Raw genomic sequence first — 25,016 nt, forward strand, 5'->3', positions numbered from 1 at the left:
TATGCGGCGCGTGGGGAGCTCCGGCTTCCGAGCACGCGCGGGAGTCGCCGCCCGGTCCAACAAACACCCCCCCAGCGGGGGGGGCGCGGGGGGGGCCCCCCCCCCTTCGTTTTCGCAGGCTTCGAAATCAGTCCTTTTCGAAGATGCGTGCCTTGGCGACGACGCCAGCGATTGCGCCGCCGATCAGCGGCGCAACAATGAACAGCCAGAGCTGGCTGAGGGCTGCGCCGCCGGTAAACAGCGCCGGGCCGATCGAACGCGCCGGATTGAGCGAGGTGCCGGTCACTGGGATCATTGCGAAGTGCAGTCCGGCCAGCGTCAGGCCGATGACCAGGCCGGCGAACGTCGTCGAGTGCTTCTCGGCTGTGACGCCGAGGATGACGGTGACGAAGGTGAAGGTGCCGATCAGCTCCCACAGGAAGGCCGAACTCGTCCCCCATTTCGCCACGTCCCAGCCATTGGCGCCGAAACCGGTGGTGTGCCCGCCGGTCTGGCCGGAGACGATGATCCACAGCGCCAGCGAGGCCAGAATGGCGCCGATGATCTGCGCGATCCAGTAAGGAATGACATCCTTGGCCGGCAGCCGGCCGGCAAGGAAGACGCCGAGCGTGACGGCCGGGTTGAGATGTGCGCCTGAGATGGGACCCACCGCGTAAGCCGCCGCAATCAGGCCGATGCCGAACGCCAGGCCGATGGCTTCCTGGCCCAGCGGCAAGTCGGCGAGAAAGCCACCCGTCGCCACCGACGCCGTGCCGATAAACACCAATAGAAATGTCCCTAGAACTTCCGCAAGATACGTTTTCATTGCCCTCTCCTCGTATCGATCCGTCGGTCCGCTTTTCCGCGCCGCGAATCATGGCGCAAAGAGTATTCCCAACGCAAAAGCTTGGAAAGCAGAGCAATTGCGCCACACATCGTGCTTACGGCGGCCAGTTACCAACATTAGAGACCTTGCATATATTTGAGATTTGTTATCGCCGGCGGGCGGACATTTGCCGGCGGGGAAAATCGTCGGCCGCGAGCGGAAGGCCTCGTCGCCGCGAAATTCAAGCGGGGTTCAATCTCGACGCGAAACGCTCTAAGAGCAGGCCGAAAGATACTGTGCTCGATAGATGGAATGACGAATGCGACTGGGCGGACGGCTGGCGGCAGCCATTGAAGTGCTGGACGACATTGGCCGGCGCCACCGGCCGGTGGCCGATGCGCTGAAAGATTGGGGCCTGTCGCATCGCTTTGCGGGCGGCGGCGACCGCGCGGCGATCGGCAACATCGTCTACGACGCGCTGCGCCACAAACGTTCCGCCGGCTGGCTTTTGGGTGAAGACACGCCCCGCGCCATCGGCTTCGGCGCGCTGCTCATCGAATGGGGCCAGACGCCGCAATCGCTTAACGATGCGCTCCAGGGTGACAAGTTCGCGCCGCCGCTGCTCAGCGCCGCCGAGTTGCAGGCGCTGGCCGAGCGCCGGCCTGAAGACGCGCCGGAGGCGGTGCGGGCGGACATACCCGACTGGTGCGCGCCGCTCTTCGAACGATCCTTTGGCGCAGACTGGGTTGCGGAAGGGGCGGCTTTGGCGACCCGCCCGCCGCTCGACATCAGGGTCAATACGCTGCAGTCCGACCGCGCCAAAGTGCTGGCGGAACTCGCCGAAACCGGCGCCAAGGCAGCCGCTATCGCGCCACAAGGCATTCGCATCCCGCCCATCGACGGCGACGGCAGGCACCCGAACGTACAGGCCGAGCCGGCCTTCCAGAAAGGCTGGTTCGAGGTCCAGGACGAAGGCTCGCAGATCGTTGCCGCCCTTGCCGGCGCGCAAGCCGGGATGCAGGTGCTCGATTTCTGCGCCGGCGCCGGCGGCAAGACGCTGGCGCTGTCGGCGGCGATGGCCAACAAAGGCCAGGTCTTCGCCCATGATGCCGAAAAGGCGCGGCTGGCACCGATCTTCGACCGCATCCGCCGTTCGGAAAACCGCAACGTCCAGGTCGTCACCAAGCCGGCCGAGCTCAGCCCCCTCGCAGGCCACATGGACATCGTGCTGGTGGATGCGCCCTGCACTGGCAGCGGCACCTGGCGGCGCCGTCCCGACGCCAAATGGCGGCTGACGCAGAGACAGCTCGATGCCCGCAAGGGCGAGCAGTCGGCGATCCTCGACGCGGCCAAGGCCTATGTCAAACCCGGCGGCCTGCTGGTCTACATCACCTGTTCGGTGTTCGACGAGGAGAATGGCGAGCAGATCGCTGCCTTCCGCGAGCGGCACAAGGGCTTTGTCCCGGTCGATCATCGCGCGCTCTGGGATGTCAGCTTCCCCGGTCACGCAGCGGCCGCCCGGATCGGCAAGACAAGCGATATCTGGCTGTCGCCGGCTCTGAGCGGCACCGACGGGTTCTATTTCTGTGCGCTGCGTCGGGCGAATTGACGCTGCGATTGACAGGCTGACATAGCGCCAGTTGCAGATGCGCGGCGTCGGCCGCCAGACGGGGTAGAATTCTTGCAAAGATATGTGTCGCTTCTGCTTTTCCTCCTTCTGGTGCTCGGCGGAGGCCTGCTGATCGGCTATGCGACGCTGCCGGGTGAATGGTATGCCTCGCTCGCCAAGCCGCCCTTCAATCCGCCCAACTGGGTCTTCGCGCCGGCCTGGACGCTCCTCTATGTGCTGATCGCCGTAGCCGGCTGGCGGACATGGGAGCGGGAACGAGCAGGCGCCGCGATGAAGATCTGGGCCGTCCAGCTTGTTCTGAACTTCGCGTGGTCGCCGACTTTCTTCGGCGCAAAACTGATGGGGCCGGCATTGGTCGTGATCCTGGCTCTTCTCGCCAGCATTGCGCTGTTCATCGCCACGGTGTGGAACCGCGACCGGGTTTCCGGCTGGCTGTTTGCGCCCTATGCCGCGTGGGTAGCCTTCGCCACCTTGCTCAACGCGTCGCTTCTGATGCTGAACTGAGGCGCTTTTGTTGCAGTGCAGCAAAAGCATTTGCCTGATCTTGCGGCGTCTGCGATAAACTTTCGCAGATAATCAGGGCGATGGCCATGGCAGCAAAGATCGTACCCGCACCCGACTATGAGGACCGCGTCAGGGCGTCGTTCGCGCGCCAGCAGGCGATGGCGACCATCGGCGCCGAGCTGACGCTTGTGACGCCGGGCATCATCGAGATCGAAATGCCCTATTCCCAGGCACTGACCCAGCAGCACGGTTTCCTGCATGCCGGGGTGATTTCGACGGCGCTGGATTCGGCCTGCGGCTATGCCGCATTTTCGCTGATGCCGGAAAATTCCGGTGTGCTGACCATTGAGTTCAAGGTCAACCTCCTGGCGCCCGGCCGGGGCGAACGCTTCCTGTTCCGCGGCTCGGTGACCAAACCCGGCCGCACCATCATTGTCGCCGATGGCCAAGCGTACGCCTTTGCCGCCGATGGCGAGGCCAAGCTGATCGCGACCATGACCGGCACGATGATGACGGTGGTTGGCCGTGACGGGATAGCGGGATGATGGCCACCGTTACGCGAATTGGCGGCAAGGACGTTCTTTTCGTCATGGCGGCGCAAGCGGAATACGGTCCGCATCTGCAGAAACTGTTCACGCCGCTGATGACGGGCGTCGGCCCGGTCGAGGCAGGTGTGCGGCTCGGCGCCGAACTGTCATGGCTGAAGTCTGAGAAGACGCTGCCCGATCTCGTCGTCTCGCTCGGCTCCGCCGGCAGCCGCACACTGGAGCAGACGGAAATCTACCAGGCGGTCTCGGTCAGCTATCGCGACATCGACGCTTCGCCGCTAGGCTTCGAAAAAGGCGCGACGCCGTTCCTCGACCTGCCGGTGACCGTCCCGCTATCATTCAGGATACCGGGCATTAAAGAAGCCAGCCTGTCGACCGGCGGCGCCATCATCACCGGTGCCGCCTATGACGCCATCGCCGCCGACATGGTCGACATGGAAACCTTCGCCTGCCTGCGCGCCTGCCAGTTGTTCGATATCCCGCTTATCGGCCTGCGCGGCATTTCAGACGGTGCAGCCGATCTGCGCCACGTTGGCGACTGGACCGAATATCTGCATGTCATCGACGAGAAGCTGGCGGATGCAGTCGCTCGGCTCGAACAGGCCATCGGCTCCGGCACGCTACACAAGGAGCAGCCTGGGCAAGAGCCGGCAGCGCTCTGAAAGTCGGGCTACGCACCCCATTGCGCCGACTCGTTTCTTTCTCTAAAGGCTCGCCATGACGACAGCCAATCATCCCGATACAGTCCTGATTGTCGATTTCGGCAGCCAGTTTACGCAGCTCATCGCCCGCCGCATCCGCGAGGCTGGCGTGTTTTCCGAGATCGTGCCGTTCCAATCGGCCGAAGCTGCCTTCAAGCGCATCAATCCGAAAGCCGTGATCCTGTCGGGCGGTCCCGCCTCGACATCGGTCATCGGCAGCCCGCGCGCGCCGCAGATCGTCTTCGATGCCGGCGTGCCGGTGCTCGGTATCTGCTACGGTCAGATGGCCATGTGCGTGCAGATGGGCGGCGTCGCCGAAAGCTCTAACCATCGCGAATTCGGCCGCGCCTTCGTCGAGATCGAGAAGGACAGCCCGCTGTTCGAGGGCCTGTGGGCGCCAGGCCAGCGCCACCAGGTGTGGATGAGCCATGGCGACCGCGTCATCTCGCTGCCCAAGGGGTTCGAAGTATTCGGCAAGTCGGAAGGCTCGCCTTTCGCCATCTTCGGCAACGTCGCGCGCAAGATGTACGGCATCATGTTCCACCCGGAAGTTGTGCATACGCCGGATGGCGCCAGGCTGCTGACAAACTTCGTGCACAACATCGCCGGCATCGAAGGCGACTGGACGATGCGCGCCTATCGCGAGCATGCGGTCGAGACAATTCGCAAACAGGTCGGCAAGGGCAAGGTGATCTGCGCGCTGTCGGGCGGCGTGGATTCATCGGTCGCTGCCTTGCTGATCCACGAAGCGGTAGGCGACCAGCTGACCTGCATTCTTGTTGACCATGGCCTTATGCGCAAGGACGAGGCCGCCGGCGTGGTGGCGATGTTCCGCCAGCACTATAATCTGCCGCTGATCCTTGTCGACGCGTCGGAAAAATTCATCTCCGCGCTGGAAGGCGAGTCCGACCCCGAGACGAAGCGCAAGACCATCGGCCGGCTGTTCATCGAGGTGTTCGAGGAAGAGGCCAAGAAACTCGGCGGCGCCGATTTCCTGGCCCAGGGTACGCTCTATCCCGACGTCATCGAAAGCGTCTCCTTCACCGGCGGCCCGTCGGTGACCATCAAGTCGCACCACAATGTCGGCGGCTTGCCGGCGCGCATGAACATGCAACTGGTCGAGCCGCTGCGCGAACTGTTCAAGGACGAGGTGAGGGCACTGGGCAAGGAGCTCGGCCTGCCCGAAAGTTTTATCGGCCGCCATCCGTTCCCTGGACCAGGCCTTGCCATCCGCTGCCCCGGCGGTATCACCCGCGAGAAGCTCGAAATCCTGCGCGAGGCCGACGCCATCTATCTCGACGAGATCCGCAAGGCCGGCCTCTACGACGCCATCTGGCAGGCCTTTGCCGTGCTCTTGCCGGTGCAGACGGTCGGCGTCATGGGCGACGGCCGCACCTACGAATTCGTCTGCGCCCTGCGCGCCGTGACGTCCGTCGACGGCATGACCGCCGACTTCTACCACTACGACATGGCTTTCCTCGGCGCAGCGGCCACCCGCATCATCAACGAAGTCCGCGGCATCAACCGCGTCGTCTACGACGTGACGTCAAAGCCGCCAGGCACCATCGAGTGGGAATGATTCAGACCTACCCAAACGCCGCCGGAAACACGCCATTGTACGCCACAACCATTTGATAACACGTATAAATCCATTCGGAGACAATTAGCGACAATCGGTGCGGAGATTGGATTTGACGGACCGGCTGACGGACCTTCCGCAAATTGCTAGCTCAGATTTTTCGAAGTACCGTCAGATCCAATGAGGCTCTGACGGTGTTTTTTGATGCCTTAAGGCACTGAAGATAAAACGAATGTTCTGCCAAAGAGCCTCGAAATTGTACTGACGGTACTTTTCAGGAGGTAGCGGGGAATGCTGACGGACGTCGCCCTTAAAGCCCTGAACCAAAAGTGAAAATCTACAAGATTGCGGACCGCGACGGCATGTATGTTCGCGTCATGCCTAGTGGCGCGATCTCCTTTCGGCTGGATTACAGGCTCAACGGACGCCGCGAGACGGTCTGTCTTGGCAGGTATGGACGGGACGGAATCTCACTTGCCCTTGCCCGAGAGAAGTGTCTCGACGCGAAGCGCGCTATTGGCGAGGGACGGTCGCCGGCGATACAAGCGCCGAGTTGTGACACCGATCACCGGCCGACTTCAGCGCCGAAATGGCTACCAAACCAAAGCGATGTCCGGGCCGTCAAGGCCTCTTCTATCTCGGCCAAGCCGGCCCGGAGCCCGCATTCAGTCACATCCCTTGAACCTGGGTGCAGAGCTGCTGCATCGAAGCCATTTGAGCAGCCGAGTTCGCGCCCGAACCCGTGCTGGTGCTGGCGGTCGTATCGCCAGCTGTATTCGAGGATCCCGACGTGCCGGTGGTTGTACCCGAACCAGTGCTGTTGCTGGCCGTGGTGTTACTGCCGGTCGAACCAGAGCTGCCTGAAGTGCCGGTGGCTGTGCCAGAGCCGGTGCCGACACTCGCCGTTGTATCACTGCCGGTCGAAGCCGAGCTACCTGACGTGCCGGTCATTGTGCCAGAGCCAGTGCCGTTACTGGCAGTCATTCTCGAGCAGTCGGAGCGAACCTGTGCCTGCTGTTCAGAGCTCAGGGACGACCAGTTCTTGCGGATCTCATCCTGCGACAGAAGTCTTCCCGAATTGGCGTCGCTGAAGAATGAGCCCGAGAGCTTGCTGTCCCAGCCGCTCGGGATACCGCTTTGGCCTGAGCCGGACGTAGAACTCATACCCGACCCGGCCGATGAGCCGGACGTTCCGTTCGTGCCGCTGGATGTTCCCGACGACTGCGCCAAGGCCGCGGTGGCGAGACAGAGAGAGATCGCTGTAGCTGTCAAAATCTTACGTTTCATGTGAGTCTCCTTTGGGGTTCGACGCCGTTGCGGCGTCGAACCCTAATCTCGAGGAAAGGCACTTGTTCCTGTATAGAGTGGAATTCGATGTCATGATCCTTGTGCACCAGCCTTGGTCTCGAATGCGATGCCGGAGCGCTTCAACGACGACTGACGCCTCAGGCGAGAGCTGTCCGCTACTGGGTGTTAGAGGCGATATGCGGAACGCTTCCCGAATAGTTGGGTGCCACCATCGGGTAATTGCGAGGCAGGTTCCATTTGGTTCGGTAATCGTCCGGATTCATGCCCAGTCGGCCAAGGTGCGAACTGCGTCGGGTCTCGGTTAGAGACAGGAGGGTGGCCTTTGCCGCGGCGTATAGCTCGACATGCGGAGCTCGTCTCGACCGCGCACACTCAATATGTTTTACGATGACGCCGCCAGATGTCATATGAGCGAATGCCTTTCCGGCGAAATAAATTGCTCCCAGCAGGTCGACGCTCAGCACCTTCAGCCAGCCCGCTCTAGTGAATGCCTCAATGGTTAAAGATTATCAGGCCGGCGCGTTGTTGACGATTATTACCAACCTGCCGAACGCGTGAGCGCAAGTCGACAGCACCGTGATAGCGGCCTCCCCGGCGCGCCCCTTGTCGAACCGATGCGCGCCTTCTCGACCTTGCCTCCACCCACGTCGGCTCACCCGTGCACCTTCGGTGCCCAACCGCATGGCGATGGCCAGTCCAATGCCGCTTGCAGCACCGGTTACAATGCAGTCTTGTTATCCAGGCGCATCGGGTTCGACCTCTTTCTGGGGAGCAGCAAGTGGTTCAGTCCAGCCTTCAGCGACCCGATCCACGCTCAGCAGGCTGCGCGCATAATCCTGTTGCGCGCGAACAATGGCATCGTCTTGCTGTGAGGGAAGAAAGACCGGCAAAGCAAGGCAGACACTTTGTGTCGCCAACAGCTTGTTCCAGTTCGCGATCAGCGCCTTGAAAGCGCGCCCCACCGCCCTCGGATTTCGGTCGAGGTCATAGAGGCCGAGCGGATTGATCCGTCCGTTGTTCTCCCGAAGCGCACTGTCCCAGTCCACCTGATCCGTCAGCGAGTACCAGGTGAAGCCTACGATGGGGATGCCATCGTTGCGGATCCGCAGCACGTTGGCCCACTCTTTCCACAGCCAATAGACGGCCTCGTCTCCATTGGGGCCTTCGCTGATGTTGGTCTCCGTATGCATTACGGGAAGCCGGTAGCGGTTGAAGTACTGCCGCGTGATCTCGTCATAGCCAAACACCTCGCCGGACCCGGACGTCGTTCCGTCTGCCCAAACCCGATGTTCGTTGGTCTGGTAATAGTCGGTGCCCATCACGCAATGCCTGCGCAGATGGCTCTCCAGGAAGAAACTGTATTCTTCGGCCGTCATCCCGTTTTCGAGAAGATAGCGATAGGTGTGCGCGTCGACGTCATGACCGTAGTTGAGATCAAGCGACAGGAAACGCTCGCTGTTGAACCGTTCCGCTCTGCCGACCGCCTCGGGAGAATCGGCGTGGAAGTATTCCGAGGATTCGCTCTGTATGAAGATGGCGTCCGGCCGCACCTCGAGGATCGCCCGCATGGCAAGCACGTTCGCCTTCACGATGTGCTTGAGGGCGGTGACGAAAGCAGTGTCGCTGCTCAGTTGTTCGTTCCACCATCCCCAGCGAGCCGAAAAGGTGGCGCAGATGAACATCTCATTTATTGGGGTGAAGAGCTGGATCCACGGATAGCGCATCGCGAAATCCCTGGCGTAGTGCTCGAATAGTGTCGGAAAGTCCGGGTTCTGGAAGTTGCCAACCCAGTCCGGCACGCCAAAATGGCAAAGGTCGACGATCGGAAGAATGTCTTTCGCCTTCAGGTCCGCGAAGGTCTCATCGGCGAATGCCCAATCATAACGTCCATCACCCAGCCACGTTTTGTGGATGGGAGGTCCGTAGCGGAGGAAATGCACCCCGAGATCCTGGACCAGTTCGAAGTCGGTGCGCCATCGTTCGTAGAAGCGGCATTTTTCCATTTCGTCGACGCGCTCCCGGCCTTGTCGAATGGTGGGGGTGCTGTTCTCGATGCCGGTGGCAAACATGAACGTGAACATTGATGGTCCTTAGCCAAGGCGGAGATGCCCGCGCTTGGTCAAACGTTCAGTGCTCGACGCAGTTCCTGCAAGACTGCTTGTCAAGTTCGGTGGGCGCCTGACAACCACGTGCCTGCAAGTGCTATTCACAGTCGGTTGACCGTTCGTTGCGAAAGGCAACGGCACATGGCGGAAAAGCCTTCGAACCGGCTTTTTGCCAAAGCCGGAGAATGGCTGGTCGAGAAGGTTCGGCGGCGATTTCTCCAGCCTCACCCGGCCATTCGGAAAGATGGCGCTACGCTCGTGATCGTGAGCAGGGGCCACCCAGGCATAGGCGGGTCGAGATTGGCGGAATTCTATCCCACGGTTCAAGCGAGCAGCTTGCGCCGAATATGATCGGACTATGCTGGACGGAGAGGTCGGCTTCGGGCCAGCCCAGTTGGCGTCAAACGGGTCTTTGCGAGTCAAGGCGGTATGGTAGTTATCCACGTTTGCAAACTGCAAACGGACGTTCCGCTGCCGGCCCATTTGAGCCATTCACTGGGAGGCAGACCCGGGGTACATCACCGATATTCTCGAAGCCAATAGTTAGTCTCGTTCATCGTCCTTTGGTTCGACAGACCCATACGAGAGATACGAGAGATATGGACCGGCGACCATCCGCTGTATTGATCTCCTGTAGAAAACAGTGACCCTCAGAGACTAGCATGATCGTTATTTGTCATGCGTTACGAAGCTGTTCGCCCAATTGATTCAAGAAGCTGATCCAGCCACTCGCTGACCGCATTTTATCTTCTGCCGAACGGCAGCAACGCGCCTGAATCCTGCCTCCGGATCAATGTTCGCGTACGCAAAAACGGCCGCTCGCGAACATACATTGACAAGTCCAGTTCCGAATAATAAGTTCGGTCATAGAACGAATTAACCGGAGTTCAATGTGACTGACCTGCCGCGCATATCCCGTCAGTTCTCACAGCGCTCCGTGATGGAAGCGATCGTCCAGGGCGGGCCGATCTCCCGCGCCTCGATCGCCAAGCTGACGGGCCTGTCCAAGCAGACCATCTCCGAAATCATGCGCGGGCTCGAGCAGGAGGGCTGGGTCCAGGAAACCGGCCGCACCAGCGGCCATGTCGGGCGCACCGCTGTCACCTACGAACTGGTCCACGACGCAGCCTATATCATCGCCGTCGACCTTGGCGGTACCAAGGTGCGGGTCGCGCTGACCGACCTTGCCTGCCAGATCTTTGCCGAAGCCGCCACACCGACGGATCCGCGCGGCGGCCAGTTCGTCGTCGATCAGATTGCAGCGCTGGCCTTCGATGCCGCGGCCAGACAGCACGTCGCGCGCAAGAAGATACGCCTGGCCGTCATCGGCGCGCCTGGCGCTCCTGACCCGGCCACCGGCCGCATTCTAATGGCGCCGAACATTGCCGGCTTCGACACAATGAATGTGCTGGATGCCTTCGAAGAAGCGCTCGGCGTCGCGGTGATGATCGAGAACGACGTCAATCTCGCGGTGCTTGGCGAGAACTGGCTCGGCCAAGGCCAGGGCATCGACAATCTCGCCTACATCGCGCTCGGCACCGGTATCGGCAGCGGGCTGATGCTGGGCGGCCATCTGGTGCGGGGTGCTGGGCACGCCGCCGGCGAGATCGGTTTTATGCCGATCGGCGCCGATCCCTTCGCCGAGCAATCACTGCGCACCGGCGCATTCGAACGCGCGGTGGCCACCCACGCCATGACCGATCGCTACCACGCCCTCACCGGCAGGCAGGTCTCGGTGCCGGCAATATTCGAGAATGCCGCGCTTGGCGACAAGGACGCGCTCACCGTGCTCGACGAAACTGCCCGCCATCTGGCGCAAGGCGTTGCGGCAATCGCGGCGATCGCCAATCCAGAAAAGTTTATCCTCGGCGGCTCGATTGGGTTGCGGCCCGAAATCCTGTCCAGGGTGCAGGCGCTTCTGCCGCTATGCTTCCCCTATCCGGTCAGGGTCGAGGCGAGCGAACTCGGCGCACGCGCAGCCCTCATCGGCGCGGCGGCAATCGGCCTTGGCCAATTGCACAACACGCTGTTCGGCGTCGACGCGCCTGATGGCCGGATTTCGCTGCCGCCTGCCCAGGCCGCCGCGCTGAAGGAAGCCGCGATATGACTCGCAATATTACCGCCCGCCTGCAGGCAGCGCTCGACCGTGACGACGCACTAACGCTGTTTCGCGGCGCCATCGGCCGAGAGAGCATCACCGGCAACGAAGCCAACTTCGTCGACTTCCTCGAAGCCAGGATGCGCGACCTTGACCTCAGCGGCCTGACCAGGACGGAATTCCTTCCTGGGCGGCCCAACATCTGGGGCGAGCGCAAGGGGGCCGACCAGGGAAAGCGCCTGCTGTTCATCGGCCATACCGACACCGTCCATGTCGACGGCTGGCGCGAGCATTGGGCAGGCACCGAGCGTGAGGATCCGTTCGCCGCCCCGATCATTGATGGTGCTGTCTGGGGCCGCGGCTCAGGCGACCTCAAGGCCGGCATCACTGCTTCGCTTGCTGCACTCGCGCTGCTCGAAAAGGCCGGCATTCGCCTCAAGGGGGACGTCGCCTTCGCTTTCGTCGGCGACGAGGAGAGCGGCCAGCCCGGCACCGGCATTTCCGCCGGGATCAAGCACTTCGTCGGACGCATCGAGGCCGGCGAGATCACAGCACCCGATTTCACCGTCTATGTCGAGCCGACCCGCCTGGCCGTCTATGCGGCGCAGATCGGCTTCTTCATCACCGATATCTCGATTACCGGCAAATCCGCCTATTTCGGTGTGCCAGAACTCGGCAAGGATGCGCTCCGTGCAAGCCATGCCGCGATGACGGCGCTTTGGAAGCATTCGGATGAGGTCGCCGCGCGCGCCGAGCACAAACTGGTCGGGCGCGGCTTCCTGCTTATCACTGGGCTTGCCGGCGGCGGCTACATTGCCGTTCCCGAGCGCTGCACGCTCTCGCTGATCCGCAAGCTGTTGCCTGGCGAGGACCTCGACACCGCCGCCGCCGAGATCGAGGCTGCCGTGCGCGGCGCGATCGCCGATCCGGATATTTCGGTAGAGTTCGCCTACCCCGCCGGCCGCGACCACAGGCTGGGCGGCACCGCTGCCGAGATCGGCGAAACGCGGGCGGAAGTCGCCATGCTGTCCGACGCGATGGCTGGCGCAATGAGCGGACGCGGCGTCATCGAGGGCGCACCGTTCTGGTCGGAGTCCCCCTTCATCATCAATCAGCTCGGTATTCCTGCCGTCTATTGCGCGCCCGGCGACATCAGGAATTGCCACACATTCGAGGAGCACGTGGATGTCGAGGAATATTTCGCCGGCATAGTCGGCTTCGCCGCCTTCATGGCCCGCTACTGCGGCGTGGCCGACTGAACCACCAACGAAGCAAAATGGGAGAACTGACATGCCGATGAAGACACTGATCGCCGCCGCCTTTGCCGGCGGATTGATGCTTGCCGCCAACCCAGCTTTCGCACAGACGGTCGGCCCGCAGGGCGAGAGCGCCACGCCGAGCGCCGACGTGATCCTAAGCGATGCCGACATCGCCGCGCTCAAGGACAAGGGCTACAAGGCTGCCTTGCTCTGGCACACCTCGTCCGATTTCACCAATGCGGTAACCGCCGGCGCCACCGACGAATTCGCCCGCGCCGGCATCACCATTGCGGTCAAAACGGATGCCCAGTTCGACTCCGCCCGCCAGCGCAGCGACATCGAGACGGCGTTGGCCGCCAAGCCCAACGTCATCTTGGCGCTGCCGCTCGACCCGGTCACCTCGGCAGAAGCCTTCCGCCAGGCGGTCAAGGACGGCACCAAGTTGGTGTTCCTGTCCAACTTGCCCAAGGGCTACAAGCAGGGCACCGATTACGCTTCGATCGTGACTGACGATCTATTCCAGATGGGCAAGCAGGCTGCGGACGCGATGGCCAAGGCGATCGGCGGCAAGGGCAAGGTCGGCTACATTTTCCACGACGCTGCCTACTACGTCACCAACCAGCGCGACCAAGCCTTCAAGACCACCATCGAGAAGGTGTATCCCGACATCAAGATCGTCGCCGAACAGGGCATATCCGACCCGGCCCGCGCCGAGGAACTGGCCAACGCGATGCTTTTGCAGCATCCCGATCTCGACGGCATCTACGTGACCTGGGCCGAGCCGGCCGACGGCGTGCTGTCGGCGCTACGCGGCGCCGGCAACGCCAGGACCAAGATCGTCACGCTCGACCTCGCCGAGCCGGTCGCGCTCGACATGGTCAAGGGCGGCAATGTCGCAGCCCTCGTCGCCGACAAGGCCTATGAACTCGGCCGCGCCATGGCTGCTTCCGGCATGAAGTCGCTGCTTGGTCAGCCGACACCGGCCTTCGTCGTCGCCCCGGCTCTGACCGTCACCAAGGAGAATGTCGCGCAGGGCTGGAAGGACTCGCTCAACCGCGACGCGCCGCAGCCGGTGCTCGACGCGGCCAAGTAGGCTCTCGCTCCGGCGCGGCACGCCGCACCGGAGCTTTTCTCGACACAACAAAAAGGGAACCGGGACATGCGCAAAGGATCTGTAATCATAACGACAGTGGCGAGCCTGCTAGCCATGCACGCCTTCGCCGCTGAAGGCGTCACCACAGGACCGAATGGTGAAAAGCCGGTGCCGGCGAGCAGTCTTACGCTGACGCCAGCCGAAGAGCAGCAGATCAAGGACGGCAAGTTCACCGCCGCCCTCGTCTGGCACGAGATGAGCGAATACACCAACGCCGTCAACGCCGGCGCCCATGACGAATTCAAGCGCCTCGGCATCGAGGTGGTGGCGCAGACCGATGCCGGTTTCGACGCCGCGCGACAGAAAGCCGATATCGAGACGGTGATGGCCAAAAAGCCGTCGATCATCCTGTCGCTTCCCGTCGATCCGGCGACCGCAGCTTCGGTCTACAATCCGGCACGCCAGGCCGGCGTCAAGCTCGGCTTCGTCGACAATTCCCCGGCCGGCTACAAGCAGGGCAGGGACTATGTCACCATCGTCTCCGACGATCTCTTCCAGATGGGCAACAAGGCCGGCATCGCCATGGCCGAGGCGCTCGGCAAGAAAGGCAAGGTCGGCTACATCTTCCACGATGCCGACTTCTACGTCACCAACCAGCGCGACCAGGCCTTCAAGAAGACCATCGAGCAGGACTATCCCGATATGAAGATCGAGGCCGAGGCCGGCATGGCCGACCCGGCGCGCAGCGAAGACATCGCCCAGGCGATGATCACCCAGCATCCGGACCTGGACGGCATCTATGTCACCTGGGCCGAACCGGCGCTGAGCGTGCTTTCGGCCTTGCGCGGCGCCGGCAACACGCACACCAAGATTGTCACGCTCGACCTCAACGAGCCTGCCGCGCTCGACATGGTCAAGGGCGGCAACATCGCGGCCCTCGTCGCCGACGAGGCCTACAGCATCGGCGTGACGCTGGCGCGCGCCTCGGCAGGTTCGCTGGTCGGCAAGAAGGCCGAACCATTCTATGCCGTAGATTCCATCGCAGTCACCAAGGACACGGTGAAGGACGGTTGGAAGAAGTCCCTCAACAGGGACGTACCGGCGGCCATCGCGGACGCGGTGAAATAGGCTCGAGGCGAAGCGCTCACCACCGGAGGAATAAAATGTCCAGTGCCAACACCAGCGCCGGTAGCAGCTTCGCCAGCCGCTTCAATCTGCAGCAATATGTCGTCTACCTCGGTTTCCTGGCGATCTTCCTGTTCTTCGCCATTGTGCTGAGGGACAGCGGCTTCCTCACCGTCCGAAACTTATCGAACATCGTGTTGCAGACGACGCCGGTGACGATCATGGCCATCGGCCTGGTCTTCGTCATGTCGGCCGGCGAAATAGATTTGTCGATCGGCTCGATCGTGGCGGTGGCGGCCCTTGCAGCCGCCGTCACCATCAACGCGTACGGCATGCCGGCAGGGATAGTCGCCGGCCTCGGCGCCGGCCTGCTGATCGGCGTCATCAACGGCGTGCTGGTGGCGTATGTCAGGCTGCCCTCCTTCCTGGTGACGCTGGCGACGCTCGGCCTGTTCGCCGGCGTTTCGCGTTCGATGACAGACCTTCGCTCGATCTCGGTGACCAACGAAGCGTTCACCGGCTTCTTCGGTTCCGGCTCGCTGCTCGGTGTCCCCTCACTCGTCTGGTGGTCGGTGATTGCCGTGGCCATCGGCCACCTGGTGTTCCGCGAAACCCGTTTCGGCGCGCATGTGCTGGCGACCGGCGACAATGCCCGCGCCGCAAGCGTATCGGGCATCAGCGTGCCCAGGATCAGGCTCGCCGTGCTGACCATCAGCGGCGGGCTCGCCGGTCTTGCCGGCTTGCTCTATGCCGGTCGCCTGCAGGCGGCGAAATATACTCTCGGCGAAACCGACCTGATGACGGTCATCGCCGCCGTCATCGTCGGCGGCACGCTGCTCAATGGCGGCAAGGGCTCCGTGGTCGGCGCGCTGGTCGGCTCGTTGATGATGGGCATGCTCAACAACGGCCTGATCCTGATGGGCCTGTCGGTCTCCGACCAGATGATCGTGCGCGGCCTCATCATCCTGACCGCAGTCGCCGTGTCGCTGCGCGAAAAGAACCGCTGAAGGAAGCCATCCATGTTTCTCGACATTTTGCGCCGCCGCAACCCCGCCTTCATCGAATCAGCTATCCGGTTGCACCAGCAAGGTAAGCTGCCGGCCAATGCTTATGTGCTCGATCTCGACACGGTTGAGGCCAATGCGCGGGTTCTCAAGAGCGAGGCCAACCGCAACGGCCTGAAGATCTTCGCCATGACCAAGCAGGTCGGCCGCTCCTCGTCGTTCTGCCGGGCTGTGATGCGCGGCGGCATTGACCGCGCGGTCGCCGTCGACATGGCTTGCGCCCGCGCCACCCACAAGGCAGGCATGAAGCTTGGCCATCTCGGCCATCTCCAGCAGGTCGCAAAATTCGAAGCGGCGGCTGCGGCGAAAACCTTCAAGCCGGACTACTGGACCGTGTTCAATGATACCAAGGCTGGGGAAGCGGCAACAGGCGCCAAGGCGGCCGGCTATGTGCAGCATCTGCTGGCCCGCATCGCCGCCGAAGGCGATATCTTCTATCGCGGCCATGAAGGCGGTTTCAATGCCGCCGACATTATCGATGTCGCCGACCGGCTGGATGCCGTCGAAGGCGGCCGTTTCGCCGGCATCACCACTTTCCCTGCTCTGCTGTTCGACCATGCTTCGCGAAAAGTGCTGCCGACCCCCAATCTGGCGACGCTCGCGAAAGCTGCGGAAGCGCTGGCTAAGGCAGGCCGCAAGGACATTGAGATCAACGCGCCGGGCACCACGTCGAGCGTTATGCTGGCGGCACTCGCCGAGGCCGGCGCGACGCAGTGCGAGCCCGGCAATGGACTACATGGCACCACCGCGCTGCATGTCATGGAAGATTTGCCGGAGCTGCCGGCGGTGCTCTATCTCGCCGAGGTCTCGCATCTCTCCGGCGGCAAGGCCTATTGCCTTGGCGGCGGCTTCTACATCGATCCGATCTTCCCCGACTACGACGTCAAGGCGATCGTCTCGGCTGAACCGACAACGGCAGGCTCGGCACTGCGCAGCGTCGAGGTGCCGCCGCCCTCGGCGATCGACTATTACGCCATGATCGATGCCGCCGGCGCGAACGCGCCGAAGCCTGGCGACAGCGCCGTGTTCGGCTTCCGTGGCCAGGCCTTCGTCACCCGCGCCCATATTGTCGGCGTGTCGGGCATTTCGACGGACAATCCGAAAGTGGAAACCATCGAGAACGGCTTCGGTGAACCCTATGCCTGGCCAGTCTAGGAGAAACACATGACGGTGAGCGCGCCCATCCTTCAGCTGCACGACATTCGCAAGAATTTCGGCGGCATCACCGCGATCGAGAGTTTTTCGCTCGAGGTTTTCCCGGGCGAGATCGTTGCACTCGTCGGCGACAACGGCGCCGGAAAGTCGACGCTGGTCAAGATCGTCTCGGGGGTCCACCCGCCCTCGTCCGGCACCATCGTCATCGAAGGAAAACCGGTGACGATGTCGAATGCCACCATGGGGCGCGCGCACGGCATCGAGGTCGTCTACCAGGACCTGGCGCTGGCCGACCAGCAGACGGTCTACATGAACATGTTCCTCGGCCGCGAGCCGCTGAACCGCCTCGGTTTGCTCGACCGCCGCCGCATGATCGACGAGACCGAGAAACTGGTGAAGGAACTGGACGTGCGCATCCCCTCCGCCCACGCCACTATCCGCGATCTCTCCGGCGGCCAGCGCCAGGGCGTTGCGATCGCGCGCGCCACGCATTGGGCAAGCAAGCTGATCCTGCTGGATGAGCCGACGGCGGCGCTGGGCGTTGCCGAAACCGCCCGGGTGGAGGCTATCGTCCAGTCGCTGAAGCAGCGCAATGTCGGCATCCTGATCATCAGCCACAGCCTCGACCAGGTCTTCAAGCTCTCCGACCGCATCTGTGTTCTCAGGCGTGGCAAGCAGATTGGAATTCGCGAGACCGCGAAGACCGATAAGAACGAGATCATTGCCATGATCACCGGCCTGCAGCAGCAATAGCAGGAACCTCTCTGAGAGCCCCCGCCCGAGATCCGGATGTTGTCGGCAATCACGCGATCGATCAGCTTGTGCCGCGTGGTGATCGCCATCGGCCCGTCCTGGTCGTAGCTGCCTTGCCACTCCGGATGCGGCGCCAGCAGCGCTGGCACATATATCGTGTCGGCCGAAATCATGCGCTGTTCCTTGCCGTAGTTTGCGAGGTAGACCGAGTGGCCGGGCGTGTGGCCGGCGCAGCGATGATCTGGAAGCCGGGCGCGACTTCGGCGCCGTCATGGATGCTGCTGGAACTGCTGCGTCTGGTGAAGCTGCCTGCATCGCCTGAATTTCTCCAGGCGTATCCGCACCAGCTTTCTGGCGGCCAACAGCAGCGCGTTGGCATCGCTGTCCCAGTCTCGATTTGATAGGACCTATGCAATGTATGGCGGCGCCGACATCACCGTGCCGCCCGGCGGAGTCAAGCTGTCCGGTTTCGGTCGCGACAAGTCGCTGCATGCGCTGGACAGATACACCGTCTCAAAACAGCCTGGATTTCTCTCGGCTGCCCGTTTTTCGCTAAGCGCTGCCGAGGATGAAATCGGCGCAGCGGTCGGCGATCATGATCACCGGCGCGTTGGTTTTGCCGCTGATGAGACGCGGCATGATCGAGGCGTCGCAGATGCGTAGGCGCGGCACGCCGCGCACGCGCAATTGCGGGTCGACCACCGCCTGGTCATCGCTGCCCATCCGGCAGGTGCCGCAGGGGTGATAGACCGTTTTGGCGTGTTCGAGGATGTGGTCTGTTATGGACTGATCGGAAAAGTCGGCGGCCCCGCCCAGCGACAGCTCCTCGGCGATCACCGCCTGCAGGGCCGGCTGACGCAGGATGGTGCGGGCGATCTTCATGCCGGCGAGCAGCAGGGCAACACCAAGATGCGACGGCAGGCTTTCCCTACGAAACCCGCTTCGAGGATCTGGAATATCTCACCACCGGTCGCACCGATCTGGTTTCGGTTCTTACCAACAATGCCTACCTCCATTCCCATTCCTCATTCTTTTGTCTTCCTGCTTGTCCTGGCGGCGGTGATGTTGGTCGTTCTGCACCGTACCGCCTTCGGACTATACCTCTACGCCGTCGGCAAAAATGAAGAGGCCGCGCGGTTTTCGGGAATCCGTACCGGCCGGGTTATCATCTGCGCCTATGTGATCTGCGCCGGGCTGACGGCGCTGTCATCCATCTTTCTCGCAATGTACACACGCTCGATCCTGCCAAGCTCGCACGGCAATTTCTACGAGCTCTACGCGATCGCCGCCGCCGTCCTTGGAGGGTTCTCGTTGCGGGGCGGGGAAGGCTCAATCATTGGTGTGGTGCTTGGAACGATCTTGCTGCAGGTGCTTCAGAACCTTGTCAATCTTCTAGGCATTCCCTCCTCACTCAACTTTGCCGTGAGTGGATCGGTGATCCTGATCGGGGTACTGGCCGACCAGGAATACACAGAGTTTCGAAAGCGCCGCGAATTGATGCGGGGCCGGCTCGCAACCGCCGAAGGTAGGCTGTGATGCCCGAGCCGGTGAAATAGATTGTTCACGGCAGTTGCGATCGCCGACCGGTTGGCTGCTTGCGCCCGGGGGGCAGCCGAAGGCCGGGATCTAAAACGCCGCAATATTGCCTCTCAAGCGGCTCCTGCTTCGAAGGCAGTCGCCGCAATGTCGCTGCAGTCGGCTCATGATGTGCCGAGTTTCGATCTCGCATGGCGATGTAACTTATGCGATCAGCCCGTACTGCCGTGCCTTGTTGCGCAAGAACGGCAGACCGTTGCCCATTACAACCGCTTCACTCTCGGCCACCGGACGCCACACGCTGAGGCCAAACGCCAGACGCGGATCCATGTTGATGAAGCTCTCCATCGCGAGCCCGCCCTTGAAGCCGATCGCGGCCAGCGTTGCGAACGTCTCATCCCAATTGCAATTGCCCTCGCCTGGGGTGCCGCGATCAGACTCGGAGAGGTGGATATATTTGAGGTAATCGCGGGCGACGATAATACCGTTGCCCATACCTTTCTCCTCTATGTTCATGTGATAGGTATCAAGGTGCACGAACATATTGTCGGCGCCGACTCTCTCGATTAGTGCCACCGCCTGAGCCGCGGTGTTGATGATGTGGTTCTCGTAGCGGTTCACGGCTTCAACACCGAGTTCGATGCCGCGAGACTTGGCTTGCGCGGCGGCGGACGTCATCACTTTCGCAATGTTATCAAGTTCGTCCTGCGTAGGTGGCACGCCAGTACGCTCGCCGATGCCGCCATAAATTACGCCGCATAGCGCCTGGGCTCCGATGTCGGCCGTCTTGCCGATAGCCACCTTGAGAAAGTCAATCGCCTCCTGTGGGTGGCGCGATGCCCACGCATATTCGGGCAACCCTAGCGAGCACACCGCCTGCATGCCATTTGCCGCCAGCAGCTTGCGGGTGTGATCGGCATCGCAAGAAAATGGATCGGCCAGCGAAATTTCAATGAAATCGAGATCGTATTTTTTCACCGCCGCTACAGTGTGCTCGGCGCCCTCTACGGACCAACCACTCGTCCACATGCTCGTATGAACGCCAAAACCCTTCATCGTGTTATCCTCATGAAATTGAGCTGCCCGGCAGCCCACCGCAAGATCATGACGCCGATCAGCATGATGCCCCAAATGGCTGTGGCCAGGTGCTGGCTGGCGCCCAAGAGATTCAGTCCCGAAGAAAGCAACTGCAAAACGATGAGGGCTAGGAAGACCGAAACGACCTTGCCGAAGCCGCCAAACGGATTCACCCCGCCCAAAAAGCAGGCAAGCACCGTAATCAGCACATAGGACTCGCCATGGCCGACACGGACGGAATTGAATCGTGCCATCATGATAATGCCGGCCAACGCACACATGGCGCCAGACAGCGCGTAGATCAGAATGATCACGCGTCGCGTCGAGATGCCGGAATAGCGCGTCGCCTCGATGTTGGAGCCGACCATATAGTTTGAAAAGCCAAGCCTGGTTCGGGTCATCAAGACATGCCAGACGATGACTGCGCCGAGCAGTATCAGCAGCGGGACAGGAATGCCGACGATGCTGCCGTGGCCCAGGGGCTGGATGAATTCGGGAAAGCCCGAAATATCGGCGCCGCGGGTCAGAAACTCGCCAAGGCCGCGCAGGAAAATCATCACCGAGAGCGAAACGAGGATGGGGTGCGCGCCGGTATAGGCTATCACCGGGCCCATGACCAAGCCGCTTGCCGTGCCAACGCCGACCGCAAGAACGGAACCGAGTAGAAAGGCATAGATGCTTGCGTCCGGTCCTCCGTTGGCCTGAAGAACCCAGGCGAGCGTGAGGCCACAGAGATTGGCCGTGAACGTCACGGCGAGATTGATGCCGCCCGAGATGATCGGCATCAACATCGCGAGCGTAAGCAGTCCAAGTTCAGGCAACTGGAAGGCCACCGATTCAAAGGTAGCTTTGGACAGGAATCGCGGCGAGAGAGATCCGAAGAATGCAATCACCAAAATCAATGCCAGCAAAAGTCCGATATTCTCGGCGCCCAACGTGCCGGCAAGACGGCGCAAGAATCCGTGCCGTAGCGCTCCAGTTTCGAGCACGCGCTGCGTCATGTACCCATCCTCTGCCGCAAGCCCGCGAGGATATGCCCGAGCGGCGCGTTGGACAGCGTGATGGCAATCAAGATGATCGCCCCGACGATCATCTTGAAAGCATAGGGAGAGATGCCGAGGAGGTTCAGCCCGTTTTGCGTCACCGACACAAGAAACACGCCAAGGATGCAACCGAGCACGGTGCCGCGCCCGCCACCCAGCCTGGCACCGCCAAGGACAACAGCTGCCAGCACGTCCAGCTCGCGCCCCACCAATGCGTTGGGCACGACTTCCTGGGAATAGTGCACCTGCACAAGTCCCGCGATCCCGGCCATCAAACCAAGCCAGCCGAAGGCAATGAAGTGCATCGCCGCGATGTTGATACCGAGGCGACGGGCGCCCTCCGGGTTATCGCCAAAAGCGTATAGCTGCCGTCCCGTGGTGGTATACCGGATAAGCCCCCAGGTGGCGGCGACGCAGACCGCCATGATCGCAACCGGCAGTGTTAGCTCGGCCCAATTGCCATTCGCCTGTTGGAACTCGAAAAGCACAGTGCGATGCGTCCACCATGCAGGCAGATTGTAGATCGATACACCGTGCGTGAAGAACATCAGAAGGCCGAAAAAAATATTGAAGGTGGCGATGGTGACAACGATTGAAATGATCTGGAAATAGTAGATGAGGCCGGCGTTCACCGCACCCAGGGCGATCCCGACAATTGCCGCCAAGGTGAGGCCGATGAACCAATCACCACCTCCCATTTGGGCTAGAGCCAGCGCCACAACGTATTGAACCACTGACGCGGCCACAGCGAAGGAGATGTCGATGCCCCCAGCGATCAACACCACCAGCAGCCCAACCGCGAAGATCAGATTTGTCGAGCTTGTGTTGAGCAGATTGAAGAGATTGGCAATGGTGAAGAATTTGTCGCTCGCAACGGAGAGACCTGCGCTCATGATGAGAAGAACCACAACGAGCCATGTCTCGGTGGGATGAGCCCGGAAGAGCTTGCCGCGGTTACGCATAGACGGCAGCTTCCAGGTCGCCGAGCGGGATGGCGTGCGGATCGTATTCGGCGACTATCTTGCCCGCAGCCATATGAAGGATACGATCGGCGTTGAAATAGACCTCCGGCACTTCATCGGATATCAGCAGGATCGCCAGGCCTTCGGCAGCGAGCTTGGCGACAATCTCGAAGATGCCGGCCCGCGCGCCAACGTCCACCCCCACGGTTGGCGAATCAAGAATGATCAGTTTCAGGCCGACCGCCAGCCATTTGGCGATGGCCACCCTTTGCTGGTTGCCGCCCGAGAGCGTGGAAATCGCATCGGTCTGCCGCCCGACTTTTATCGCCAATTCCTCGATCCAATGATTGACGAGCGCGTCCTTCTTCTCCGAGGAGATCAGCCCTCGATCAAGGATCTTGTCGAGCACCGGGATAACGGCGTTGTCGGCGATGGACTGAGCTTGTATGAGACCAAGGGACAAGCGGTCTTCGGAGAGATATCCAATACCCGCGCGGATTGCGTCGCGGTTGGAGTTCAGATGAAGAACCGTCCCGTTGAGTGCGATGCTGCCGTGGTCTGGGCGCAGCATGCCGAAAATAGAAAGCGCGAGTTCTGTGCGACCGGCGCCGAGTAGCCCGGTCAGGCCAAGCGTTTCACCGCGCCGTATTGTCAGCGAAACGTCGTCATAGTCGCCTGCGCGGGTCAATCGATCGATCTTCAACACGACGGGTGATCCACTAAGGTTTCTCGTGCTCACGGTTTGGTCGAACGTCTTGCCGGTCATCAGTTCGGTGAGGCGTGATTGGGTCATTCCGGCGGTCGGGAACACCCCAACGACCTTACCGTCGCGCAGAACGGTGACGCGACTTGAGATCTCCAGAACTTCTGCAAGGCGATGGCTGACGAAGACGATGGCCATGCCTTCATTCGAGAGTGTTCGAACGATCGCGAGCAACCGGTCTGTTTCCGATTGAGTAAGCGACGATGTGGGCTCGTCCATGAAAATAACCTTCGCATCGCCGGCGAGCGCCCGGGCGATGGCGACGATCTGACGTTGGGCGATTGCAAAGCTACGCAGAGGCGCGTCGACATCGAGGTCGGCGCCAAGCCGCGCCAACAGCCCTCGCGCCACCTCGCGAATGCGCGAATGATCGACGAGCCGAGGCATTTTGCCGAGGACAGTTCTGATCCCGATATTTTCCGCGACTGTCATTTCAGGAAACAGTGCGAGGTCCTGCCAGATGACTTCCACCCCGGCGCTGCGCGCCGCAGCCGGCGACATGATGTCGACAGACTTTCCGGCGATCGACATGTTTGCGCCGGCTAGCGGCTGACAAACGCCGGTGATTACCTTGATCAGGGTGCTCTTGCCGCTGCCGTTCTCACCGGCGATGCATTGCACTTCACCCGGGAGAACCTCGAAGGCGACATCCTGGAGGGCTCTAACGCCACCAAATGTGACGCTTATGTTGCTAAACGACAGAACCGATGGGAGGTCCTGCGTCGTAGACGCGACGAGGTTCACGGCGGGCCCTTCTGAAATGACAAGGATGGGGCGTGCCGGGATTGATCTGCCACCCCGGCACGCCAGCCATGGTCCGCCATCTAAAGCCCTAGGGCTGCAAGACCATCGACCGTTTCGACCGTGATAGGCTGCACAGCGTCCACGATGATGGTGCCGGTTTTGAAGTCAGGATGAACGACACCCAGACCTTCGATCGTCATGCCGTCGGTGATTTCACCGCCGCCCGCCAGAAAATCAGCCATTGTTACGAATACTTTGCCCGCTTCCAGAGGATTCCACATGTAGCCGCCGTCAATAATGCCGGACTTGAGCATTGCGCTGCCTTGGCTAGGCGAGAATGAACCGACAAGAACCACCTTGTCACCAAGCTTCTGCTCCTCGATCGCGCGTCCGGCGCCGATCGGTCCCTGACTGCCGAACGTCAGGAAGCCGCCGAGGTCAGGATTGGCGGCAAGCACATCCAGAGCCGTCTTTCGGCTGTCATCGGCGCTCTCGGCGACGCCATATCTGTCGCCAACCATCTGCATGTCGGGAAAGTTCTTCTTCAGGTAGGCGATTGCAGCATCGGCCCAGGCATTGTGTGCGGGCACGGTAAGAGAGCCCACGTACACGACGTACTTGCCTTTGCCGCCCATTTTCTCGGCAAATAGTTTGGCATGGGCCTCACCGAAACCAACGGCCGAGACCATTTCGAAGTCCCAATCAGCGTTCACCTGGTCCGGCGATTCATGGGTTATGACCTTGATGCCCGTGTCGCGCGCCTTTTTTAGAACCGGCTCGAGAACGTTTGCATCATTCGGCACGACGCCAATTACGCTGACGCCCTGAGCTATCAGGTCTTCGATCGCGCGGACCTGAAGTGCCGGGTCGGCGCTGGTCGGCCCGACCATGAAGCCGTCGTCGCCAAGCTCTTTCGACTTTTCCTTTATTCCCGTTTCCATGGCATTGAACCAGGGAATGCCGCCGATCTTCACGACGACTCCAACCTTGACGTCCTTCGCCAGCGCAGCATTCATTGTGGCGACCGAAAGGGCTGCGCCGAACGCTGCCGCGAGTATAGTTTTTGCTAACATTTAATTCCTCCCTGATTGACGAGTTTTTGGGTTGCCTATTGCCCATGTCGGCTTTGTTTGGCCCACCCCTTTGTGCCCGACGGCATTGACG

The 25,016-nt window shown here is 61.4% G+C and carries 24 protein-coding genes and 2 pseudogenes; 16 read left to right on the top strand and 10 right to left on the bottom strand.

What is annotated here, in order from left to right; all coding sequences use genetic code 11:
* Positions 1-127: 127 nt before the first annotated feature.
* A complete protein-coding gene (locus NKI88_RS10090; RefSeq protein WP_031247209.1) occupies positions 128-805 on the bottom strand; it encodes an MIP family channel protein in 678 nt (225 codons plus the stop codon).
* Positions 806-1,124: 319 nt separating this feature from the next.
* Here NKI88_RS10090 and NKI88_RS10095 point away from each other — a divergent pair, with 319 nt between their 5' ends.
* From NKI88_RS10095 to NKI88_RS10125, 7 genes and pseudogenes are all read left to right on the top strand, one after another.
* The gene (locus tag NKI88_RS10095; protein WP_352654926.1) at positions 1,125-2,414 is read left to right on the top strand and encodes an RsmB/NOP family class I SAM-dependent RNA methyltransferase; all 1,290 of its coding nucleotides are present in this window, start codon (positions 1,125-1,127) and stop codon (positions 2,412-2,414) included.
* 72 nt (positions 2,415-2,486) lie between these two features.
* The gene (locus NKI88_RS10100) at positions 2,487-2,939 is read left to right on the top strand and encodes a TspO/MBR family protein (RefSeq protein WP_352654927.1); all 453 of its coding nucleotides are present in this window, start codon (positions 2,487-2,489) and stop codon (positions 2,937-2,939) included.
* A gap of 86 nt (positions 2,940-3,025) precedes the next feature.
* A complete protein-coding gene (locus NKI88_RS10105) occupies positions 3,026-3,484 on the top strand; it encodes a PaaI family thioesterase (RefSeq protein ID WP_023701303.1) in 459 nt (152 codons plus the stop codon).
* Complete coding sequence (locus NKI88_RS10110) at positions 3,481-4,149, top strand: 5'-methylthioadenosine/S-adenosylhomocysteine nucleosidase (RefSeq protein ID WP_352654929.1); 669 nt, start codon at positions 3,481-3,483, stop codon at positions 4,147-4,149. The genes NKI88_RS10105 and NKI88_RS10110 overlap by 4 nt, the downstream gene beginning before the upstream one ends.
* 55 nt (positions 4,150-4,204) lie before the next feature.
* A complete protein-coding gene (gene guaA / locus NKI88_RS10115) occupies positions 4,205-5,767 on the top strand; it encodes a glutamine-hydrolyzing GMP synthase (RefSeq protein ID WP_352654931.1) in 1,563 nt (520 codons plus the stop codon).
* A 291-nt stretch (positions 5,768-6,058) separates the two neighbouring features.
* Positions 6,059-6,312 (top strand): annotated as a pseudogene (locus NKI88_RS10120) (Arm DNA-binding domain-containing protein); the annotation flags it as partial.
* A 197-nt stretch (positions 6,313-6,509) separates the two neighbouring features.
* A complete protein-coding gene (locus tag NKI88_RS10125; protein WP_023738284.1) occupies positions 6,510-7,058 on the top strand; it encodes a hypothetical protein in 549 nt (182 codons plus the stop codon).
* A gap of 172 nt (positions 7,059-7,230) precedes the next feature.
* Here the strand turns inward: NKI88_RS10125 and NKI88_RS31825 are convergent, their stop codons facing one another.
* Both NKI88_RS31825 and NKI88_RS10140 read right to left on the bottom strand, forming a co-directional pair.
* Complete coding sequence (locus NKI88_RS31825) at positions 7,231-7,572, bottom strand: SDR family oxidoreductase (RefSeq protein WP_460221634.1); 342 nt, start codon at positions 7,570-7,572, stop codon at positions 7,231-7,233.
* A gap of 237 nt (positions 7,573-7,809) precedes the next feature.
* Complete coding sequence (locus NKI88_RS10140; RefSeq protein ID WP_023738285.1) at positions 7,810-9,156, bottom strand: family 1 glycosylhydrolase; 1,347 nt, start codon at positions 9,154-9,156, stop codon at positions 7,810-7,812.
* A gap of 916 nt (positions 9,157-10,072) precedes the next feature.
* Here NKI88_RS10140 and NKI88_RS10145 point away from each other — a divergent pair.
* From NKI88_RS10145 to NKI88_RS10175, 7 genes are all read left to right on the top strand, one after another.
* Positions 10,073-11,287 carry an ROK family transcriptional regulator gene (locus NKI88_RS10145; protein WP_352654933.1) on the top strand — a complete coding sequence of 405 codons (1,215 nt, stop codon included), beginning with the start codon at positions 10,073-10,075 and terminating at the stop codon, positions 11,285-11,287.
* Positions 11,284-12,537 (top strand): M20 family metallopeptidase, encoded by a 1,254-nt coding sequence (locus NKI88_RS10150; RefSeq protein WP_352654935.1) that lies wholly within the window; start codon positions 11,284-11,286, stop codon positions 12,535-12,537. Before NKI88_RS10145 ends, NKI88_RS10150 begins: the two co-directional genes overlap by 4 nt.
* Positions 12,538-12,568: 31 nt before the next feature.
* Positions 12,569-13,630, top strand: a complete 1,062-nt coding sequence (locus NKI88_RS10155) for a substrate-binding domain-containing protein (protein WP_023667731.1) — start codon at positions 12,569-12,571, stop codon at positions 13,628-13,630.
* Between the two features lie 66 nt (positions 13,631-13,696).
* Positions 13,697-14,758: a substrate-binding domain-containing protein gene (locus NKI88_RS10160; RefSeq protein ID WP_352654937.1), complete on the top strand. Its 1,062-nt coding sequence runs from the start codon at positions 13,697-13,699 to the stop codon at positions 14,756-14,758.
* Positions 14,759-14,793: 35 nt separating this feature from the next.
* Positions 14,794-15,762: an ABC transporter permease gene (locus NKI88_RS10165; protein ID WP_023686847.1), complete on the top strand. Its 969-nt coding sequence runs from the start codon at positions 14,794-14,796 to the stop codon at positions 15,760-15,762.
* Positions 15,763-15,774: 12 nt separating this feature from the next.
* The gene (locus tag NKI88_RS10170; RefSeq protein ID WP_023818638.1) at positions 15,775-16,974 is read left to right on the top strand and encodes an alanine racemase; all 1,200 of its coding nucleotides are present in this window, start codon (positions 15,775-15,777) and stop codon (positions 16,972-16,974) included.
* Positions 16,975-16,983: 9 nt separating this feature from the next.
* The gene (locus NKI88_RS10175) at positions 16,984-17,727 is read left to right on the top strand and encodes an ATP-binding cassette domain-containing protein (RefSeq protein ID WP_023686849.1); all 744 of its coding nucleotides are present in this window, start codon (positions 16,984-16,986) and stop codon (positions 17,725-17,727) included.
* Positions 17,728-17,750: 23 nt separating this feature from the next.
* Here the strand turns inward: NKI88_RS10175 and NKI88_RS10180 are convergent.
* Positions 17,751-18,004 (bottom strand): annotated as a pseudogene (locus NKI88_RS10180) (MBL fold metallo-hydrolase); the annotation flags it as partial.
* Here NKI88_RS10180 and NKI88_RS10185 point away from each other — a divergent pair.
* Positions 17,964-18,128, top strand: a complete 165-nt coding sequence (locus tag NKI88_RS10185; protein ID WP_155922419.1) for a hypothetical protein — start codon at positions 17,964-17,966, stop codon at positions 18,126-18,128. The pseudogene NKI88_RS10180 and the gene NKI88_RS10185 overlap by 41 nt on opposite strands.
* A 151-nt stretch (positions 18,129-18,279) precedes the next feature.
* On the opposite strand, the gene NKI88_RS10190 is transcribed toward NKI88_RS10185, so the two are convergent.
* Positions 18,280-18,609: a GMC oxidoreductase gene (locus tag NKI88_RS10190; protein ID WP_352654940.1), complete on the bottom strand. Its 330-nt coding sequence runs from the start codon at positions 18,607-18,609 to the stop codon at positions 18,280-18,282.
* Positions 18,610-18,729: 120 nt separating this feature from the next.
* On the opposite strand from NKI88_RS10190, the gene NKI88_RS10195 reads away from it, so the two are divergent.
* Positions 18,730-19,263 carry an ABC transporter permease gene (locus NKI88_RS10195; protein WP_502882089.1) on the top strand — a complete coding sequence of 178 codons (534 nt, stop codon included), beginning with the start codon at positions 18,730-18,732 and terminating at the stop codon, positions 19,261-19,263.
* Between the two features lie 204 nt (positions 19,264-19,467).
* Here the strand turns inward: NKI88_RS10195 and NKI88_RS10200 are convergent, their stop codons facing one another.
* The 5 genes from NKI88_RS10200 to NKI88_RS10220 all read right to left on the bottom strand — a co-directional run bounded on the left by NKI88_RS10200 (position 19,468) and on the right by NKI88_RS10220 (position 24,925).
* Positions 19,468-20,319, bottom strand: a complete 852-nt coding sequence (locus NKI88_RS10200) for a sugar phosphate isomerase/epimerase family protein (protein WP_352654942.1) — start codon at positions 20,317-20,319, stop codon at positions 19,468-19,470.
* On the bottom strand, positions 20,316-21,341 hold the full coding sequence (locus NKI88_RS10205) for an ABC transporter permease (RefSeq protein ID WP_023667740.1): 1,026 nt from the start codon (positions 21,339-21,341) through the stop codon (positions 20,316-20,318). Before NKI88_RS10205 ends, NKI88_RS10200 begins: the two co-directional genes overlap by 4 nt.
* Positions 21,338-22,345 carry an ABC transporter permease gene (locus tag NKI88_RS10210; protein ID WP_023667741.1) on the bottom strand — a complete coding sequence of 336 codons (1,008 nt, stop codon included), beginning with the start codon at positions 22,343-22,345 and terminating at the stop codon, positions 21,338-21,340. The genes NKI88_RS10205 and NKI88_RS10210 overlap by 4 nt, the downstream gene beginning before the upstream one ends.
* Entirely contained in the window at positions 22,338-23,852 is a 1,515-nt protein-coding gene (locus tag NKI88_RS10215) for a sugar ABC transporter ATP-binding protein (RefSeq protein WP_352654944.1), read from the bottom strand. The genes NKI88_RS10210 and NKI88_RS10215 overlap by 8 nt, the downstream gene beginning before the upstream one ends.
* Positions 23,853-23,932: 80 nt before the next feature.
* Positions 23,933-24,925, bottom strand: a complete 993-nt coding sequence (locus NKI88_RS10220) for a substrate-binding domain-containing protein (RefSeq protein WP_023704355.1) — start codon at positions 24,923-24,925, stop codon at positions 23,933-23,935.
* Positions 24,926-25,016 lie beyond the last annotated feature (91 nt).

It is taken from the genome of Mesorhizobium sp. M0317 (assembly GCF_040321555.1).
In the GTDB taxonomy this organism is placed as follows: domain Bacteria; phylum Pseudomonadota; class Alphaproteobacteria; order Rhizobiales; family Rhizobiaceae; genus Mesorhizobium.

What these genes read in the sequence shown, in the direction of transcription:
- NKI88_RS10090 (WP_031247209.1), bottom strand. Translation starts at nt 805, where the DNA reads ATGAAAACGTATCTTGCGGAAGTTCTAGGGACATTTCTATTGGTGTTT.
- NKI88_RS10095 (WP_352654926.1), top strand. Translation starts at nt 1,125, where the DNA reads ATGCGACTGGGCGGACGGCTGGCGGCAGCCATTGAAGTGCTGGACGAC.
- NKI88_RS10105 (WP_023701303.1), top strand. Translation starts at nt 3,026, where the DNA reads ATGGCAGCAAAGATCGTACCCGCACCCGACTATGAGGACCGCGTCAGG.
- NKI88_RS10110 (WP_352654929.1), top strand. Translation starts at nt 3,481, where the DNA reads ATGATGGCCACCGTTACGCGAATTGGCGGCAAGGACGTTCTTTTCGTC.
- guaA (WP_352654931.1), top strand. Translation starts at nt 4,205, where the DNA reads ATGACGACAGCCAATCATCCCGATACAGTCCTGATTGTCGATTTCGGC.
- NKI88_RS10140 (WP_023738285.1), bottom strand. Translation starts at nt 9,156, where the DNA reads ATGTTCACGTTCATGTTTGCCACCGGCATCGAGAACAGCACCCCCACC.
- NKI88_RS10150 (WP_352654935.1), top strand. Translation starts at nt 11,284, where the DNA reads ATGACTCGCAATATTACCGCCCGCCTGCAGGCAGCGCTCGACCGTGAC.
- NKI88_RS10155 (WP_023667731.1), top strand. Translation starts at nt 12,569, where the DNA reads ATGCCGATGAAGACACTGATCGCCGCCGCCTTTGCCGGCGGATTGATG.
- NKI88_RS10160 (WP_352654937.1), top strand. Translation starts at nt 13,697, where the DNA reads ATGCGCAAAGGATCTGTAATCATAACGACAGTGGCGAGCCTGCTAGCC.
- NKI88_RS10165 (WP_023686847.1), top strand. Translation starts at nt 14,794, where the DNA reads ATGTCCAGTGCCAACACCAGCGCCGGTAGCAGCTTCGCCAGCCGCTTC.
- NKI88_RS10170 (WP_023818638.1), top strand. Translation starts at nt 15,775, where the DNA reads ATGTTTCTCGACATTTTGCGCCGCCGCAACCCCGCCTTCATCGAATCA.
- NKI88_RS10175 (WP_023686849.1), top strand. Translation starts at nt 16,984, where the DNA reads ATGACGGTGAGCGCGCCCATCCTTCAGCTGCACGACATTCGCAAGAAT.
- NKI88_RS10185 (WP_155922419.1), top strand. Translation starts at nt 17,964, where the DNA reads ATGATCTGGAAGCCGGGCGCGACTTCGGCGCCGTCATGGATGCTGCTG.
- NKI88_RS10190 (WP_352654940.1), bottom strand. Translation starts at nt 18,609, where the DNA reads ATGAAGATCGCCCGCACCATCCTGCGTCAGCCGGCCCTGCAGGCGGTG.
- NKI88_RS10195 (WP_502882089.1), top strand. Translation starts at nt 18,730, where the DNA reads ATGCCTACCTCCATTCCCATTCCTCATTCTTTTGTCTTCCTGCTTGTC.
- NKI88_RS10200 (WP_352654942.1), bottom strand. Translation starts at nt 20,319, where the DNA reads ATGAAGGGTTTTGGCGTTCATACGAGCATGTGGACGAGTGGTTGGTCC.
- NKI88_RS10205 (WP_023667740.1), bottom strand. Translation starts at nt 21,341, where the DNA reads ATGACGCAGCGCGTGCTCGAAACTGGAGCGCTACGGCACGGATTCTTG.
- NKI88_RS10210 (WP_023667741.1), bottom strand. Translation starts at nt 22,345, where the DNA reads ATGCGTAACCGCGGCAAGCTCTTCCGGGCTCATCCCACCGAGACATGG.
- NKI88_RS10220 (WP_023704355.1), bottom strand. Translation starts at nt 24,925, where the DNA reads ATGTTAGCAAAAACTATACTCGCGGCAGCGTTCGGCGCAGCCCTTTCG.